The organism is Streptococcus gallinaceus, assembly GCF_024170225.1.
GTDB classification, from domain to species: Bacteria; Bacillota; Bacilli; order Lactobacillales; family Streptococcaceae; genus Streptococcus; species Streptococcus gallinaceus.
On record NZ_JALJXU010000007.1, the window covers coordinates 1 to 16,736 of the forward strand.

15 protein-coding genes are annotated in these 16,736 nt (G+C 40.8%); 1 reads left to right on the forward strand and 14 read right to left on the reverse strand.

Annotation, left to right across the window (positions count from 1 at the left end; genetic code table 11):
• Positions 1–90: 90 nt before the first annotated feature.
• From J2T50_RS08475 to J2T50_RS08495, 5 genes are all read right to left on the reverse strand, one after another.
• On the reverse strand, positions 91–1,014 hold the full coding sequence (locus J2T50_RS08475; RefSeq protein ID WP_253365671.1) for an ATP-binding cassette domain-containing protein: 924 nt from the start codon (positions 1,012–1,014) through the stop codon (positions 91–93).
• A 9-nt stretch (positions 1,015–1,023) separates the two neighbouring features.
• Positions 1,024–2,088, reverse strand: coding sequence for an ABC transporter ATP-binding protein (locus J2T50_RS08480; RefSeq protein WP_253365673.1), 1,065 nt, complete (start codon positions 2,086–2,088; stop codon positions 1,024–1,026).
• Positions 2,089–2,097: 9 nt separating this feature from the next.
• Entirely contained in the window at positions 2,098–3,024 is a 927-nt protein-coding gene (gene oppC / locus J2T50_RS08485) for an oligopeptide ABC transporter permease OppC (protein WP_253365675.1), read from the reverse strand.
• A complete protein-coding gene (locus J2T50_RS08490) occupies positions 3,024–4,526 on the reverse strand; it encodes an ABC transporter permease (protein ID WP_253365677.1) in 1,503 nt (500 codons plus the stop codon). The genes oppC and J2T50_RS08490 overlap by 1 nt, the downstream gene beginning before the upstream one ends.
• 73 nt (positions 4,527–4,599) lie before the next feature.
• A complete protein-coding gene (locus J2T50_RS08495; protein WP_253365680.1) occupies positions 4,600–6,570 on the reverse strand; it encodes a peptide ABC transporter substrate-binding protein in 1,971 nt (656 codons plus the stop codon).
• A 213-nt stretch (positions 6,571–6,783) separates the two neighbouring features.
• On the opposite strand from J2T50_RS08495, the gene pbp3 reads away from it, so the two are divergent.
• Positions 6,784–8,028 carry a D-alanyl-D-alanine carboxypeptidase PBP3 gene (gene pbp3 / locus J2T50_RS08500; protein ID WP_253365682.1) on the forward strand — a complete coding sequence of 415 codons (1,245 nt, stop codon included), beginning with the start codon at positions 6,784–6,786 and terminating at the stop codon, positions 8,026–8,028.
• Positions 8,029–8,283: 255 nt separating this feature from the next.
• Here pbp3 and sufB read toward each other — a convergent pair whose 3' ends face one another.
• From sufB to J2T50_RS08545, 9 genes are all read right to left on the reverse strand, one after another.
• On the reverse strand, positions 8,284–9,702 hold the full coding sequence (gene sufB, locus J2T50_RS08505) for a Fe-S cluster assembly protein SufB (RefSeq protein WP_253365684.1): 1,419 nt from the start codon (positions 9,700–9,702) through the stop codon (positions 8,284–8,286).
• Complete coding sequence (locus tag J2T50_RS08510) at positions 9,678–10,055, reverse strand: MmcQ/YjbR family DNA-binding protein (RefSeq protein ID WP_253365686.1); 378 nt, start codon at positions 10,053–10,055, stop codon at positions 9,678–9,680. Before J2T50_RS08510 ends, sufB begins: the two co-directional genes overlap by 25 nt.
• On the reverse strand, positions 10,033–10,491 hold the full coding sequence (sufU, locus tag J2T50_RS08515; RefSeq protein WP_253365688.1) for a Fe-S cluster assembly sulfur transfer protein SufU: 459 nt from the start codon (positions 10,489–10,491) through the stop codon (positions 10,033–10,035). Before sufU ends, J2T50_RS08510 begins: the two co-directional genes overlap by 23 nt.
• A complete protein-coding gene (locus J2T50_RS08520) occupies positions 10,478–11,704 on the reverse strand; it encodes a cysteine desulfurase (protein ID WP_253365690.1) in 1,227 nt (408 codons plus the stop codon). The genes sufU and J2T50_RS08520 overlap by 14 nt, the downstream gene beginning before the upstream one ends.
• A 20-nt stretch (positions 11,705–11,724) precedes the next feature.
• A complete protein-coding gene (sufD, locus tag J2T50_RS08525) occupies positions 11,725–12,987 on the reverse strand; it encodes a Fe-S cluster assembly protein SufD (RefSeq protein WP_253365691.1) in 1,263 nt (420 codons plus the stop codon).
• A gap of 35 nt (positions 12,988–13,022) precedes the next feature.
• Entirely contained in the window at positions 13,023–13,793 is a 771-nt protein-coding gene (gene sufC, locus J2T50_RS08530; protein WP_253365692.1) for a Fe-S cluster assembly ATPase SufC, read from the reverse strand.
• Positions 13,794–13,871: 78 nt separating this feature from the next.
• Positions 13,872–15,041: a glycosyltransferase family 4 protein gene (locus tag J2T50_RS08535; protein ID WP_253365693.1), complete on the reverse strand. Its 1,170-nt coding sequence runs from the start codon at positions 15,039–15,041 to the stop codon at positions 13,872–13,874.
• Positions 15,038–15,769 (reverse strand): adaptor protein MecA, encoded by a 732-nt coding sequence (gene mecA / locus J2T50_RS08540; protein ID WP_253365694.1) that lies wholly within the window; start codon positions 15,767–15,769, stop codon positions 15,038–15,040. The genes J2T50_RS08535 and mecA overlap by 4 nt, the downstream gene beginning before the upstream one ends.
• Positions 15,770–15,852: 83 nt before the next feature.
• The gene (locus J2T50_RS08545) at positions 15,853–16,692 is read right to left on the reverse strand and encodes an undecaprenyl-diphosphate phosphatase (protein ID WP_253365695.1); all 840 of its coding nucleotides are present in this window, start codon (positions 16,690–16,692) and stop codon (positions 15,853–15,855) included.
• Positions 16,693–16,736: the final 44 nt, after the last annotated feature.

Genomic DNA, 16,736 nt, shown 5'->3' on the forward strand with positions numbered 1-16,736 from the left:
GTTTACATAAAGTATATAATACATATGGAATAACGTACATGTCATACTTGTCATCCTGCTACAAAAAAGAACAGCAATAAGCTGTTCTTCTTAATTATTCTTTTTGTATTCAGCAAGTTCTGCTTTATTACACCAAACATAATGCCCTGGTTTAACTTCAACCATTTCTGGTTTATCTTCTGAATAATCATGTTGATTAACATCATACACAACCAATTCTTTTTGACGCTCTAAAATAGGATCTGGAATTGGTACCGCTGATAACAATGAACGTGTATATGGGTGAATTGGATTTTTGAACAATTCTTCTGTTTCTGCAACTTCAACAATGACCCCTTTATGAATAACTGCAATACGATCTGATATGAAACGTACAACAGACAAATCATGGGCGATGAACAAGTAGGTTAAACCAAGTTCTTTTTGGAATTTTTTCAACAAATTCAAAACTTGGGCACGAACGGATACATCCAAGGCAGAAATTGGCTCATCTGCAATGACGAACTCTGGTTGCATCACAAGAGCACGTGCGATACCGATACGTTGACGTTGTCCTCCCGAAAATTCGTGGGGGTAGCGTGTCAAATGCTCTGCTAACAAACCAACTTCATTGATAATATTACGAACTTTTTCTTGGCGATCTTCTTCATTTTCATAAAGCTTGAAATTATACAAACCTTCTGAAATGATGTAATCAACCGTCGCACGCTCATTTAAGCTAGCTGCGGGATCTTGGAAAATCATTTGAATTTTACGGATAACATCTCGTTTTTGCTCACGTGATAATTTCCCGTTGATTTTTTTACCATCATATAGAATGTCACCTGAACTAGTGTCGTTCAAGCCAATAATCGCGCGTCCAATTGTCGTTTTACCTGAACCAGACTCGCCTACAAGAGAGAATGTTTCTCCTTTGTTAATAAAGAAATTCGCATTTTTAACGGCAACAAATTTTTTGTTTCCTTCACCGAAAGAAATTTCTAAATCTTTAACTTCAACTAATTTTTCAGCCATTTCTTCCTCCTAATCAATTTCTTCTACTAACATTTTTGCTTTGATTTTCTCATGCAAGTTTTGGATTACAGCTGGTTTTTCTGCCTTCGGAGCTTCTGGGTGAAGCAACCATGTTTTAGCCCAATGAGTATCGTTCACATGAATAACTGGTGGCTCTTCTTCAAAATCGATTTGCATAGCAAATTCTGAACGGGGAGCAAAGGCATCACCAACAACTGGGGTGTAAAGAGACGGTGGTGTCCCTGGAATAGAGAACAATTCCCCATCGGCTGTCGCTAACTGCGGCAAGCTTGACAACAAGCTCCATGTGTATGGGTGACGTGGGTCGTAGAAAATATCTTCTACTGTTCCATATTCAATGACTTCTCCAGCATACATTACGGCAACTTTATCCGCAATACTTGCGACAACTCCCAAATCGTGAGTGATAAAGATTGTCGTGAAATTGTACTCTTTTTGAAGTGATTTTAGCAAATCCAAAATCTGAGCCTGAATTGTTACGTCCAAAGCAGTTGTCGGCTCATCACAAATCAGTACATCTGGACGACAAGCAAGGGCAATCGCGATAACAATCCGCTGACGCATCCCACCTGAATATTGGAATGGGTATTCATTGAAACGTTTTTCAGCTTCTGGAATCCCCACTTTTTTCATGTAGTCAATTGCCATTTCCTTGGCTTCTGCTACTGTTTTACCTTGATGTTTAACAATGACTTCTGTAATCTGTCTCCCAATCGTCACAAGTGGGTTCAAACTCGTCATCGGATCTTGGAAAATAGTTGCAATTTTCGCACCACGAATTTTTTGCCATTCTTTATTGTTAACGACTTCTGTCAGCTCTTGACCACGGTAGTTAATAGTACCTGATGCGATACGACCGTTTTCTTCAAGCATTCCAGTGAAGGTTTTAGTCAAAACAGATTTCCCAGAACCTGACTCACCTACGAGGGTGAGAATCTCTCCTTCAAACAAATCAAGTGATACTTTACGAATGGCTGTCAAGACGCGATCACGAACATCAAATTCCACGACCACATCTTTAGCTGATAAAATGATATTTTTATTCTCTGTCATATCGGCTCCTTATCTATGTGTACGTGGGTCACTGGCATCAGAAAGGTTTTGTCCAACGATGAACAGTGAAAGTGAAACGAGAACGAGTGCTGTCAATGGAATCCAGAACAAGTAAGCATTGGTTGTCACGTTTTGCGCATATTTTGAAATGAGACGACCGAGACTTGGTACAGTTACTGGCAAACCAATACCAAAATATGACAAGAACGCTTCAGAAGAAATGTAACCTGGCAAACTTTGTGATGCTTGTGTCACAATGACCGACACCAACTGCGGAAGCAAGTTTCTTACCACAAGTTTGAAGGTTGGTGTTCCAAGCGTACGGCTGGCAAGATTGTATTCCAAATCACGGTAACGCATAATTTGAACACGGATAGAGAAGGCAACACCAATCCAACCCGTGATACAGAAAGCAAGAATCAAGTTCCAGAATCCTGCTCCCAATGCATAGGTCATGACAATGATAACTAGCAAATACGGGATGTTTGAAATAACATTGTAGACTTCCATCATGATTTTATCGAACGTTTTCGACACTCCCCAGATTCCGCCGACAATGACACCAATCACCAAGTTAATCACTGTAGCAATAAGTGAGATGAGAATTGAATTTCTCGCACCATACCACACACCATCAAAAAGAGATTGTCCATTGGCATCTGTACCAAACCAATATTTTGCATTTGGCCAGTTATAACGTGCTGAGAAATCGTTAATTTTACTTACATCGTTAAAATCATAGTTTGCAAATAGAGGATAGATAAAGCTCATTAAGATAATGGCAATCAACAAACCTAGCATGGCAATAGTTGATTTCTTTTTGAAAAATTGACGCATTACTGATTTCCAGTAAGAGTATGATGGAGAATCAATAGCTTCAGCGGCAAAATCGTCACGTTTGACAAATGTAAATTTAGACTTATCAATTGTAGACATTATTTACCTCCTTTTGCGTCTAATTTAATACGTGGATCGACTACAGTCATCAGTAAGTCTCCCAACAAGAGCGAGAAAATGGAAAGTGCTGCAAAGATAAATGTCAATGCCACTACCATTGTATTATTTGCATTGTTGATTGAGTCAATCAACATTTTACCCATACCTGGGAAGGCGAATACAGATTCTGTAAAGGTAGCACCGACAATAACACCCAAAATAGAACCTGGAATACTGATGACAACAGGTACCATCGCATTTCTAAAAATGTGGCCTTTCGAAATTTCAGACTCTGACAATCCTTTTGCGCGCGCAAAACGAACATAGTCGCTGGTTTGCAAGTCGATAAAGTAACGACGAATCCAAACAGCCATTCCCGGAATACCTAATAGTCCTAACAATAGAGCAGGCAAGAGGTAAGAACGGAAATCCTGTGCCCCTAAAATAGGGAAGGTATCAGGCAAGCCAAATAATTTTCCGAAAGCAAAACGGAAAATATAGATGAAGGCAACACTTGGCAAGGCCATCAAGAAGCTAAGTGCCGCTGTCATGATGGTATCAAAGCCTTTATTCTTGTAACGAGACATTAAAATTCCAAGCGGAATACCCAATGCATAGGTAATAATCACACTGATGATCCCAATGATAGATGAATTCACAAGCATTGATGGATCTTGGTAGCGTGTTTTAGTAGCTGTGTAGGCATCTCCCTCTCCGAAGTTCGCAATTGTTTGCTTATCTGCACTTCCTGGAGATTTGTAAGTACGAGTATAGATATTAACAGAAGATTTCTTGGTAACTCCGGTCGGGAAAGTCACATCCGTCAACAAAGCTTTACCTTGTCCCTGCGTCAATACTTCCAAAACATCAACATTGGCATAAGTAGGGTAGGATACACCTAAATCAAAGGTAATGAAGTTTTGGTGGATAAATGGAAATTGTCCATTTGCATACAACAAGTACTTGTGCTCGGTACCAGAACCAACCAAAGCCCAACCAACAGACGGATCTTTTTCAAATCGAATATAGCGTTTCAGGTTTGGATTGGCTTTGTCCTGAATTTTATTGGTGTGGTCTACCTGTACTAAATTACCATAAAACTTGGTAATCCGTTGGTAAATTGGAATTTCACGTGTTGCGTAAAATTCGTTGTTTGTTTCAAATTGATGCAACTCCCAACCTTTGCCTAACTGAGTAAGATATTTTTTATAAATCTTCTTATTGGCTTCCGTTGGTTCGCTCGTTACATTTTCATATTTTTTTTCAGCCGCAGTTTGTAACTCGTTACTGTTCATATAGTCAATATAGCCCATTTTTTCATAGACCGTATTGACGTAGTCAACTTTCTTGTAAGGATCTGATGCCATTTTCGTGTACGTTTGATCCTTTTCGAAAATCTTTTTCCGTGGAACCATTGTATAGACGATTGTATATATCAATGTAGTCACAAGAAAAAGAGAGACTAAAGAACGCAAAATACGATTGAAAATATATTTCTTCATTCTATGTTTTCCTCTCAATCTCAAAAGAACTTTCTCTATAAATAGTAGAGAAAGTTCTCTTAAAAATGTTTAATTATTTTTCAACGTGATCAGCAAGCTCTTCTTGTGCTTTCGCATTAGATTTTGCTTTTTCTTTCAACCATTTCTCACGTTTTTTGTAAACATCTTTAGCGTTGTTTACTTTAGTACCAACTTCCATGTATTTGAAGAAGCTACCGCCACCTTTGATACCGATATCAGCTGTTGAAGCTGTGTAAGGAACAACTTTAGATACTCCTGGTGTACCACCAAGTGACATGTAAGGGATAACCAAAGCGCTATCTGTCAACCAAGCTTGTGCTTTCGCATATTTTTCATAACGAGCTGCTACATCTTGAGTTTCTGCAGACGCTTCTTTCAAGAGTGCATCGTATTTATCCAAACCGATTTCTTGAATCAATGCTGTGTCTTTTTCACCGTTCAAACCAAGTCTTTCAAGACTTGCACCATTCTTAGTGTTAAAGACATCTAAGTATGTAGATGGGTCTTGATAGTCTGGTCCCCAACCTGCGTATGAGATATCGTAGTCCATTTGAGCTGCACCTTCAGCATAGAAGGCTGCATTTTGGAATGTGTCTGTATCCATCATTTGAAGGTCGATCACTACGTTATCAGTACCAAGTGATTTTTCGATTGATTGTTTCAATGATGATGCTTGTTGAACACTGATTTCGCTTGATTGGTTGACAGCCATATCCAAGTGGATTGGGAATTCAACACCTTGTGCTGTAAGTGCTTCTTTTGCTTTAGCAATTTCAGCTTTAGCTTTTTCTGGTTTGTAAAGACCGTTTTGAGCATCTGAAAGATCGATATCTTTCCATTGATCACCGTATGATACCAAGTCTTTTGTTACCAAGTCACCGAATGAAGTTGAACCTGCGCTAACAAATGTTGGTGGTACGAATGTATTACGGAGCGCTTTATCAGATGCATCTTCACCTACAGATTGTGCAAGGTATGTTTGGCGGTCAAAACCAAATGCAATCGCTTGACGGAAATCTTTGTTTTGAAGCGCTTTTTGTGAAGCCGTTTTTTGTGCATCTGTTGTTTTTGAAGTGTGTGCATAGTTGCCACGGTTTACGTTCAATACTGTATAGTATGTTGTAGCATCTTGCAATCCGTAAGTAATGTTATCTTTGTATTTTTCTTTTACAGATTTGTAACTTGATGAGTTAGGGAATACACGGGCATTTGAGTAGTTGCCGTCTGTAAATCCTTTAATCAATGATTCTGGATCATCGCCACCGTAGTATGTCAACTTAACGTTGTCGATTTTAACGTTGTCAGCATCCCAGTAGTTTTCGTTTTTTGTGTATTCAAGAGATGACTTAGAAGTCATAGCACTGATTCTGTAAGCACCATTATAAAGGATACCATCTGGTGAAACTTTACCAAAATCTTTACCTTTTGATGCCAAGAAGTCAGCGTTAAGAGGCAACATGATTGACATTGTCAATTTTGAATTCCAGAAGCTTTCTGGTTGGTTCAAGGTATATTGAACTGTATGATCGTCAACCGCTTTTACACCTACAGTAGAAAAGTCTTTTGTTTTACCAGTTACATAGTCGTCCAAGCCTTTGATAGAGTTTTGGATAATGTAAAGACCTTCTGACTTAGTTTCAACCGCATGTTTAAGTGAAGTAACGAAGTCGTTTGCAGTTACGTCTGCATACTCTTCACCTTCAGCTGTATACCATTTCACACCTTTACGCAATGTGTATGTATATGTCAAGCCGTCTTTTGAAACTTTCCAATCTTCAGCAAGTGAAGGAACAAGGTTCCCGTACTTGTCATTTTCAAGAAGTCCGTCCACCATGTTTGTTACGATGTCAGAAACTTGTTGACGGTTATAAGCAATATAGTCCAATGAAGTTGGATCTTCTGTATAAACGTATGAATATGTAGAAGAAGTTTCAGATTTGCTTGATGAGTTACCGCAAGCTGACAAGAAGGCTGCTGACAATAAGGTTACACCAGCAATTGCCACAATTTTTCTTTTTTGCATAAAAGGGTCTCCTATTTAAGATAATGGAATTGCTTAAACAATTCTTAAATATATGTGTCTAATTATATCACGACGTTTCTAGCTTGTAAAGAAATTTTTACCTGTATTTGAAATTTTCTGACTTTTCAACAAATTTACATATTTTTTCATTTTCTAACTTTTTCGTATTCTTTTTACTTGTGATATAATAGTAAGGTTCTTAGAAAGGTTCTTATGAAAAAATATCTTTTACTATGGAGCGCACTGCTCTCTCTCATCTTTGCTTCTGCAAGTCTAGTCTCAGCAGACGACTTCTCTGCACCTGCAAAACACGCTATTGCTGTAGATGTCGAGTCCGGTAAAGTCCTTTACGAAAAGGATGCAACCACACCAGCTAGTATTGCTTCGATTACAAAATTACTGACCGTTTATCTGGTCTATGAAGCTATGGATCAGGGAAAATTTGGGATGAATAGCGAAGTAGCTATTTCTGATTATCCCTATCTACTGACCGTTGAATCTACTGCCAGCAATATCAACTTGGACACTCGGAAATATACTGTCCAAGAACTACTACAAGCTTCTTTGATTTCATCGGCTAACAGCGCAGCCATTGCTTTAGCTGAAAAAGTCGCAGGCTCTGAGCCGAAATTTGTCGATATGATGACGGCTAAACTGAAAGAATGGGGCATCTCCGACGCCAAACTCGTAAACGCCACAGGGTTAAACAACGAATTTTTAGGAAACAATATCTACCCCGGATCGTCTTCAACAGCTGAAAATACCATGTCTGCTCGCGATATCGCTATCATCGCTCGTCATTTATTGCAAGACTATCCTCAAGTAACAGATATCACTTCGCGCTATTCTTATACTATGGAAGGAAACACCTACTATTCCACCAACCAAATGATTGAGGGGGGGACCTATCAACGTGCAGGTGTTGTCGGACTCAAGACTGGAACAACTGATTTATCAGGGGCTTCCTTTGTAGCCACTACAACTGAGCACCACTTCCAAATTATTACCGTCATCCTTAATGCGGACAACGGAAATGAATTCCCTGATAATCGTTTTGTTGCTACCAACGCCTTGATAGACTATGTCTACAATAATTTCTCAGCGACAACCTTAGTTGAAAAAGGGCAAGCCTACACTAATTCTACCGTTGAAGTATTTAATGGAACAGACTCAATCAGTCGCGCAGTAGCAACTGAAAATCTGACACTCATTACTCGTAAAGATAAAAAAAATGCTGCTTCTGCTAATTTCAAGGCTACAAAAGCTATTGTCGATGCACCGATTGCAAAAGGACAGGAATTGGGAACCTTGGTCAGCCGTGATAGCAACCTGATCGGTAGCGGCTATCTGGGGAAACTTCCATCTGTTAAGATGATTGCTAAAAACGAAACAAGTACTCCTTTTGCACCTATTTCTTGGTGGAATCATTTCGTTCGGTATGTCAATGAAAAATTATAAAAAGGAAAATCAAATTGATTTTCCTTTTCTGTTATTTATAAAACGATCGAAGCTCACTATTTGCCAACTGACGTTTCCTTTATTTCCAACCTCAGTCAGCGAGAAATTGCACACAATAGCCTCATAGCTATTGTGTTACTAATTTTCTCTAACCTTATTAACGACGCAAGTTGACACTTGCTTCATCTCTAACTTCTGTGGGAAAAGTGGCGGTGGTTCAGAATAAGTTCTTTCTTACTTCTGACACTCGTCACTTTAGCCCACAGAACCCTCCATTTCATAGGAAATTAAGCGGTTGAGTTCAACGGCATATTCCATTGGGAGTTCTTTTGTGAAGGGTTCTACAAAGCCCATGACAATCATTTCAGTGGCTTCTGATTCTGTCAGGCCACGGCTCATGAGGTAGTAGAGTTGCTCTTCTGAGATCTTGGATACTTTTGCTTCATGTTCCAGTGCCACTTGTGAGTTATGGATTTCATTAAACGGAATGGTATCAGATGTTGATAGGTCATCCATGATAATGGTATCACACTCGATATGGCTGACTGACTTAGCTGAATCCTTACCAAATGTAACTTGTCCACGGTAGTTTACTGCTCCACCACCTTTTGCAATGGACTTGGAAACAATTGAAGACGATGTCCGCGGTGCATTATGAATCATTTTGGCACCCGTATCTTGGTTTTGTCCTTTATTAGCAAAGGCGATGGTCAACATAGTCCCACGCGCCCCTTCGCCATCCAAGTGAACAGCTGGGTATTTCATGGTTGTCTTAGCACCGAGGTTCCCGTCAATCCACTCAACAGTCGCATTTTTTAGCGCACGAGCACGTTTGGTTACAAGGTTATAGACATTGTCAGACCAGTTTTGAATAGTCGTATAACGAACGTAAGCTCCGTCCAAGGCAAAAATCTCTACAATCGCAGCATGAAGGCTATTAGTAGAGTAGGTCGGCGCTGTACATCCTTCCACATAGTGCACACTCGCCCCTTCATCAACAATAATGAGGGTCCGCTCAAATTGTCCTGTGTTCTGGTTATTAATACGGAAATAGGTTTGCAATGGAATATCTACTTTAACACCTTTGGGTACGTAAATAAAGGTTCCACCTGACCACACAGCTGAGTTGAGGGCTGCTAATTTATTGTCCGTTGGTAGGACTAATTTTGAGAAGTATTGTTTAAAGAGTTCTGGGTATTCTTTCAGGGCTGAGTCCGTGTCAGTAAAGACGATACCCAACTTTTCAAACTCTTCCTTCATGTTGTGGTAGACCACTTCAGACTCGTACTGGGCAGAAGCACCTGCCAGGTAGGCACGCTCCGCTTCTGGTATTCCAATCCGCTCGAAGGTTTCTTTGATTTTTTCGGGAACATCATCCCATGAACGTGCTGGTTTATCTGACGGTTTTTGATAATAAATCAAATCATCAAAATCAATATCGGATAAATCCGGACCCCATGTTTGCATGGGCATTTTTTGAAAAGCTGCTAAGGACTTGAGTCGGAATTCAAGCATCCACTCAGGTTCATTTTTGGCAGCCGATAATTCACGAACAACCGCTTCATTCAACCCTTTACCAGTCGAATAAATCGGCTCTACATCGTCATGAAAACCAAATTGATACTCTCCCAAGTCAATCGGTTTTGGTTCTACAATTTCATTTGTTTCAGACATACTATTCCTTTCTTTGTTAAGGTTGCAAAGACCAAGTTGTAGGATTCTTTTATCAGTTGCTCGAGCATATTGGAGGTGATTTCTTCTGCGTGAAGGTCAATCGAATTCCAATGTTTTTTACTAGTATAATATCCCGGTCGAATCACGTCTGAGTAGACTTGACGCAATTCTTCGTTTTTATCAGGATTATTTTTCAACGTAATGTAGGCGTCTTCGTCTACTCCCATCATAGCAAAATACTTGCCTTCAAGATCGAAATAAAAGCAATCCCATCCATCGCGAAAATAGACTTTCGCCCCCGGCAATGACTGTCCTACTTCTTTACAGAACTCAATTTTGTCTTGCGCTTTCATGTAAAGCCTCCTGACGCTCAATTGCCTTCTTCAAGGCGTTCCACGGTAGGGTCGAGCATTTGATTCGCTGCGGGAATTTTGCTACTCCTGCGAGTAACTCTGCTTCTCCCAACTTTTCTTGCGCATCATCCTTTTCTCCCTGAACCATGAGAGAAAAAATCTCTGCTAATTCGAGCGCCTCTGCTGTCGTTTTGCCGAGGACCGCGTCGGTCATCATACTAGACGAAGCGGTAGAAATCGTACAACCATGCCCAGAAAATGCAATATCTTCAATCTTATCATCTTCAATCTTCACAGACAGGGAAATCACATCGCCGCAGGTTGGATTATTTAACTGCAGAGCTTCGACTCCATCCAAACTACCGTGGTGATGCGGACTTTTCGAATGATCTGCGACAACAGCCATATAAAGGCTGTCTAATCTAGAAAGTGCCATTAAAAAACTCCTTTGCCTTGAGGATAGCTTCCACCAGCTTATCGCAGTCTTCTTTTGTATTGTAGATATAAAAGCTTGCACGAGCAGCCGATGAGATCCCTAGATGATTGATAAGTGGCTGGGCACAGTGGTGTCCTGCACGAACCGCCACCCCTTCATAGTCTAGGGCCGTTGCTAGGTCGTGGGGGTGCAAGCCGTCAATGTTAAAGGCCAACACTCCTGCATGCTCTGTAGCAGATTGCGGACCATATACAGTCAGACCTTCAATGGCTTGCAACTTAGGCAAAACATAGGCCACCAATTCTTGCTCATGGGCATAGATTTTTTCCATCCCAAGCTCAGTTAGATAGTCAACAGCCGCACCTAGACCGATGGCACCTGCAATATTGGGCGTTCCTGCTTCAAATTTCCAGGGTAGCTCTTTCCAGCTGGCTTCTTGCTCGTAGACAAAGTCGATCATTTCCCCGCCAAATTCAACGGGATTCATGAGATTGAGTAAATGCTCTTTCCCATACAAGACACCGATACCAGTAGGTCCCAGCATTTTATGACCAGATAGGGTGAAGAAGTCACAATCCAATTCTTCTACATCAATCGTCATGTGCGGAGCAGATTGAGCCCCATCCACCACCATAATGGCACCTACTTCGTGCGCCAAGGCTACGATTTCTTTTACGGGATTGACACAGCCGAGGACATTTGAGACGTGGGCGAGACTGACAAATTTCGTGTGTTCAGAAATTTTTCCAGTTAAATCTTCCATATCTAGCTGGCCATTTTTCAAATAGACATAAACCAACTTGGCACCTGTTTTACGGCAAACTTCTTGCCAAGGGATGATATTTGAATGATGCTCCATAATCGAAATCAAGACTTCATCACCCGGTTGCAACACTTGCTCAGCAAATTTTGCGACCCAGTTCAATCCTGTCGTCGTACCACGTGTGAAGAGAATTTCTTTGGTTGAGCGAGCATTGATAAAACGACGTACTTTTTCTCGGCTTGCTTCGTATTTTGCAGTGGCCCGCTCAGCCAACGTGTGCACACCACGGTGAACATTGGCATTGTCTTCGTGGTAATAAGCTGCCAAGGCATCTAAAACCGCTTGTGGTTTTTGAGTGGTGGCTGCATTGTCCAGATAAACGAGGGGTTCATCGTTAACAATCTGGTCTAAAATTTGAAAATCTTGCCGAATTTTAGTGGCATCTAACATCTGAATCTCCCTCTATCATCCTATCTCTTATCGAGCTTACTATCCAAGACTTGAATCATTTCATCACGAACTTCCTTAACCGGGATTTCCGTAATGACTGTCCCCAAGAATCCACGGATTACCAAACGTTCTGCTGTTTGGCGATCAATACCGCGACTCATCAGATAATACATATCTTCTGGGTCAACCTGACCGATGGACGCTGCGTGTCCAGCTGTGACTTCATTTTCATCAATCAAAAGGATTGGATTGGCATCCGAGCGTGCATTATCAGACAGCATCAAGACACGACTTTCCTGCTGGGCATCTGCACCTTTAGCACCTTTGATAATATGACCAATTCCATTGAAAGTCAAAGTTCCACATTCCAAGATAACCCCATGTTGCAAAATATGACCAACCGAGTGATGACCATAGTTTGTCACTCGTGTATCAATTCCTTGCACCTGCTTGCCAGATGACGCTGCTACAACTTTTAGATTTGCATGACTGCCATTTCCAATCAAGTCAGAATCAAAATCAGCAACGACATTCCCTTCATTCATGACACCAAGCGCCCAGTCAACCGTTGCATCAGCTGCATGGCGGGCACGACGTGATAGATAGGCCGTCACCTGTTGACCCAAACGGTCAATAGCTGCAAACTTAATCTGGCTTCCCGCACCAGCAATGACTTCCACTGAAATGTTAGCCGTTGCCGAAACTTGTCCATCACCAATCGTTTCAAAGCGTTCCAAATAGCTAAAGACCGCATTTTTACCAGCCACAATCAAAATGTGTTTATTAAAAGGTACATCGCTCTGGCTATCTTGGTAAAAAAGTCCTTCAATGGGTTGCTGAATTTCTACATTATCCGGAACGTAAAGCACGGCTGCGCTGTTAAAATAAGCATAGTTATGAGCCGCCAATTTGTCTTCATCCAGCGCAAGCACAGTCCCAAAATGCTCTTCAATCACTTGCGGAATCTCTTCCAAAGCAGAATACAAATCTGTAAAGACAACTCCTTGCTCTACTAAGTCAGCAGGTAGCTGTTCAAAAACTGTTTGCGTTCCAACTTGTACCAAGGTCGGACGATCACCGAGAGCGGTGAAATCTGGTACGTTCCCAGAAAATTCACTCTCAGCCATGACTTCCTGACCTAAATTCCAACGGTGAAATTTCACACGTTCCACTTTTGGCAAGGCTAGCTCTGCCATTTTCTCCAAGGCCTGCATGCGACGCTCTTGCAACCAAACCGGCTCTGCCTTAGACATTGAAAAATTTAAAATAGCTTCTTTTGACATTTGTTACTCCATTTCTATTCAGTCGAAGTGACAAATTAGACTTCTTCGTGGTATTCGATACCTAGCTCTTCTGCAATCTTGGCATACCCTTCTTTTTCAAGACGAGCTGCCAATTCCGCACCACCTGAGAGGACCACGCGTCCTTCCATCATGACGTGTACCACATCCGGTGTGATGTAGTTGAGCAAGCGTTGGTAATGAGTGATAATCATGGCACCGAAGTTCTCGCCACGCATTTCATTGACGCCTTTTGAAACAACCTTCAAGGCGTCAATATCAAGACCTGAGTCAATCTCGTCAAGAAGAGCAAATTTAGGCTCTAGCATGAGAAGTTGCAAGATTTCATTGCGTTTTTTCTCACCACCAGAGAAACCTTCATTGAGATAACGTTCTGCCATTTCTTCTTTCATTCCTAGAAGCTCCATTTTGGCATCTAGTTTTTTGATAAAATCACGAACAGAAATTTTGTCTTCGTCTTCTTTACCAGCGTTCATAGCCGCGCGGATAAATTCAGCATTGGTGATTCCTGGAATTTCAGATGGATACTGCATAGCCAAAAATAGACCCAGACGAGCACGTTCATCTACTTCCAATTCCAAAATATTTTCGCCATCCAAAAGAATTTCTCCTTCTGTGACTTCATAAGATGGATTGCCCATAATTGCCGCTGACAAAGTTGACTTACCAGTACCATTTGGTCCCATAATCGCTGCAATTTCCCCTGTTTTCAGCGTTAAATTGACACCTTTCAAAATTTCTTTTTCTTCAATGGATACATGAAGATTCTTGATTTCTAGTACAGACATGGTTATCTCCTTTTATTTTTATCTATTCATTATATCAAAAAAGAGCCTTCTTGGCTCCTTCTGTGTTTATAAACATTCTTATTTATGATAAGTTTTTTTTCGTTCTTTACACGTTTCTATTTGCTCTTTTCGATAGGTACTATTGCCTATAAAGCGTAAAACGTTGAGCAAAAACGTTCGATTTTCTCCAAAAATCCCAATCAATTCACTCAAAATAATAATGCCGAATGTCAGGGCAATCATCAATAGAACTCCACCTAAACGGCTGGATACATTGAGCAAAAGAGAAATCAAAGAAAAGACAAAGGAAATCGCATAAATGACCAAAACTGTCCCTCGATGAGACAATCCAAGCGACAGAAGACGATGGTGTAGATGCATACGATCCGCTTCATAAATCTTCTGGCCAGATAAGGTCCGACGAATAATCGCCACAATAGTATCTGTAATGGGTACCCCTAAAATAATCATGGGCGTCACTACCGCAACAGCTGTAGAATTCTTCAAACCTTGCAACGACAAAACCCCAATCATAAACCCGATAAACAAAGCCCCAGTATCACCTAGATAGATAACCGCTGGATTGTAATTATAGGGTAAAAAACCTGCGATTGCTGCAACTAGGACAAATACCGTCAAGGTCAAGAAGACATTGCTATCGTAGAGGAAGAAGTAGGAAACCAACCCCATGGTCGTCAATGAGATGATGGATACTCCACACACCAGACCGTCCAATCCATCAATCAAGTTAACCGCATTGGTGATCGCCACAATCCATAAAACCGTCAAGCAAAAGGATAGCCAGACCGGAAAATGAATCATCGGTCCGCCGAAAGGAATTTTAAAATCATCGAACCTAAATTCTGTAAATATCCAGATAATAGACGCTGCAACTAGCATCCCGGCCATCTTAGGCAGCGGACGAAGCTCTTTTATATCATCAATCAACCCCGTCGCTACTATAATTCCACCAGCTACAACAACCGGCAAGATATAGTCAAAGTAGGTCTGCTCCTGCCAAACATGCAAGACGATATTGGGCAAAATGACAATACTACCGATAAAAAAGGCGATAAAAACAGCGAGTCCACCCGCTGAAGGCATGGGAACCTTATTGATGCGACGAGCATTTGGATTGTCCACAGCACCGATACGAATAGACAAGAAACGAACAAGAGGCGTTGCAATTAAGGCAATCACCAAGGTCGCTATAAGGACAATAATGTATTGTAAAGCAAATGGAATCATGTCAAACTGACCTTTCTCAGTTCTTCAAGCGCATCTTCTGCTAGTAGCAGTAGACCATGTTCTTGAAGATAAGGACGACTGATATCTGTATTATCAGCATGTTCTAACATACGAGAAAGGAAATAAGTCGGATACAGACGTGACTGATCTTCTACATTTTTCAAGACAATCATGTAATAGTGATTGTTCATCTTGTACAACTCTGACGTTTCAATCACAATATCTATGGCATGCGCAAACTCTACTGCACGTAGCAAATTCTCAAATTCCAAGATATAGTAGACATAAGCTTGCTGCGCTTCTGCAGAGTCTTCATCGGCATAATCAGCTTCCTCAACTGCTTCCAAACGACGAACCGTTGCTTCATCATCGCCACTCTTGTCGCGAATTGTTTTTTCGACAGTCTTCAAAAATTCCTCAGGTGACAATTGGGAAATATCTGGGAAATCGTCAAAATTTGCCAAATCTTCAAAATCAATTGACTTGTCAATATCTGACTTTGTCACAAAAATATCGATTTTATCCGGCTTTGGTGTAACACGAAAACTCAACATCCCACTTTCGCGGAAAGTCATCGGCAAGTCTAACTCGTCCAAAACAGAGTAGAAAAACTCCTCTGTCTTTTCTTGCGGAATCAAAAAATCCGCCAATTCCATGCCTCTTTCTTCTAAATCTTCTAACTTAATCGTGATTTTCAAAGTCGAATCACTAATTTGTTTCATCTTCATAGGCTGTCTCCAAACTTACTAGTATCCTTCTCATTATACAATAAAAGGCTGTTTTTACCAAAAGAAAAGCAGGTTCCCCCGCTTTAGAAAATCAATTTAAACAATGAATAAACGATGAGGAGTGCCCCCAAACCAATACGGTATTTTCCGAAAAATGTAAAATCGTGTTTCTTCACATAGTCTGTCAAGAAGCGAATGACGACCAACGAAACTCCAAAAGCCGTTCCCATCGCAACCAAAAGTAAGAACCATTGTCCTCCTGATACAGCTACCCCTTTTACAAGTAACTTGACTAGTTTCAACAAACTTGCACCAAACATAATGGGAATACCCAGGAAGAAAGTGAACTCTGTCGCGACCTGGCGGCTAGTCCCGAGTAAAATACCACCCAAAATCGTCGCCCCTGAACGACTAGTTCCTGGAATCAAGGCCAAAACCTGAAAGAGCCCGATGTAGAGAGCCATTTTATAGGACAAGCGCGAGAGAGAAGTCACTTCTGGAGCAATATTTTCATTGCGTTTTTCAACATAAATAAAAGCAAAACCGTAAATAATCAGAGTCATGGCAACTACAAAAGAATTAAACAAATGTGTATCTAACCAATCATCAAATAAAAATCCCAATACTGCTGCAGGCAAGGCTGCTAAAATCACTTTTGCCCATAGTTGCCATGTCAATTGAACTTCACGTTCTGTTTTTCCAGCTTGAAAAGGATTGAGACGGTCAAAATAAATCACCATAACAGCCAAAATCGCTCCCAACTGAATCACAACATTAAACATGGATACAAAGCCAGCATTAACTGATTTGAAATTGATAAATTCTTGGATCAAAATCAAGTGACCTGTACTTGAAATCGGAAGCCACTCCGTAACTCCTTCAACAATCCCAAATAAAATTGCTTTCAATAGTTCTACAAACATCTGAAACCTCCTGTTTGAATTATTATACCATATTTTCCAAAAAG

Excerpts from the sequence above, each read along its gene's own strand:
- sufD (WP_253365691.1), bottom strand. The coding sequence starts at position 12,987 with ATGTCAAAAGAAGCTATTTTAAATTTTTCAATGTCTAAGGCAGAGCCG.
- J2T50_RS08495 (WP_253365680.1), bottom strand. The coding sequence starts at position 6,570 with ATGCAAAAAAGAAAAATTGTGGCAATTGCTGGTGTAACCTTATTGTCA.
- J2T50_RS08490 (WP_253365677.1), bottom strand. The coding sequence starts at position 4,526 with ATGAAGAAATATATTTTCAATCGTATTTTGCGTTCTTTAGTCTCTCTT.
- J2T50_RS08480 (WP_253365673.1), bottom strand. The coding sequence starts at position 2,088 with ATGACAGAGAATAAAAATATCATTTTATCAGCTAAAGATGTGGTCGTG.
- J2T50_RS08510 (WP_253365686.1), bottom strand. The coding sequence starts at position 10,055 with ATGAAAGCGCAAGACAAAATTGAGTTCTGTAAAGAAGTAGGACAGTCA.
- J2T50_RS08475 (WP_253365671.1), bottom strand. The coding sequence starts at position 1,014 with ATGGCTGAAAAATTAGTTGAAGTTAAAGATTTAGAAATTTCTTTCGGT.
- pbp3 (WP_253365682.1), top strand. The coding sequence starts at position 6,784 with ATGAAAAAATATCTTTTACTATGGAGCGCACTGCTCTCTCTCATCTTT.
- oppC (WP_253365675.1), bottom strand. The coding sequence starts at position 3,024 with ATGTCTACAATTGATAAGTCTAAATTTACATTTGTCAAACGTGACGAT.
- J2T50_RS08520 (WP_253365690.1), bottom strand. The coding sequence starts at position 11,704 with ATGTTAGATGCCACTAAAATTCGGCAAGATTTTCAAATTTTAGACCAG.
- sufB (WP_253365684.1), bottom strand. The coding sequence starts at position 9,702 with ATGTCTGAAACAAATGAAATTGTAGAACCAAAACCGATTGACTTGGGA.
- sufU (WP_253365688.1), bottom strand. The coding sequence starts at position 10,491 with ATGGCACTTTCTAGATTAGACAGCCTTTATATGGCTGTTGTCGCAGAT.
- J2T50_RS08535 (WP_253365693.1), bottom strand. The coding sequence starts at position 15,041 with ATGATTCCATTTGCTTTACAATACATTATTGTCCTTATAGCGACCTTG.
- mecA (WP_253365694.1), bottom strand. The coding sequence starts at position 15,769 with ATGAAGATGAAACAAATTAGTGATTCGACTTTGAAAATCACGATTAAG.
- sufC (WP_253365692.1), bottom strand. The coding sequence starts at position 13,793 with ATGTCTGTACTAGAAATCAAGAATCTTCATGTATCCATTGAAGAAAAA.
- J2T50_RS08545 (WP_253365695.1), bottom strand. The coding sequence starts at position 16,692 with ATGTTTGTAGAACTATTGAAAGCAATTTTATTTGGGATTGTTGAAGGA.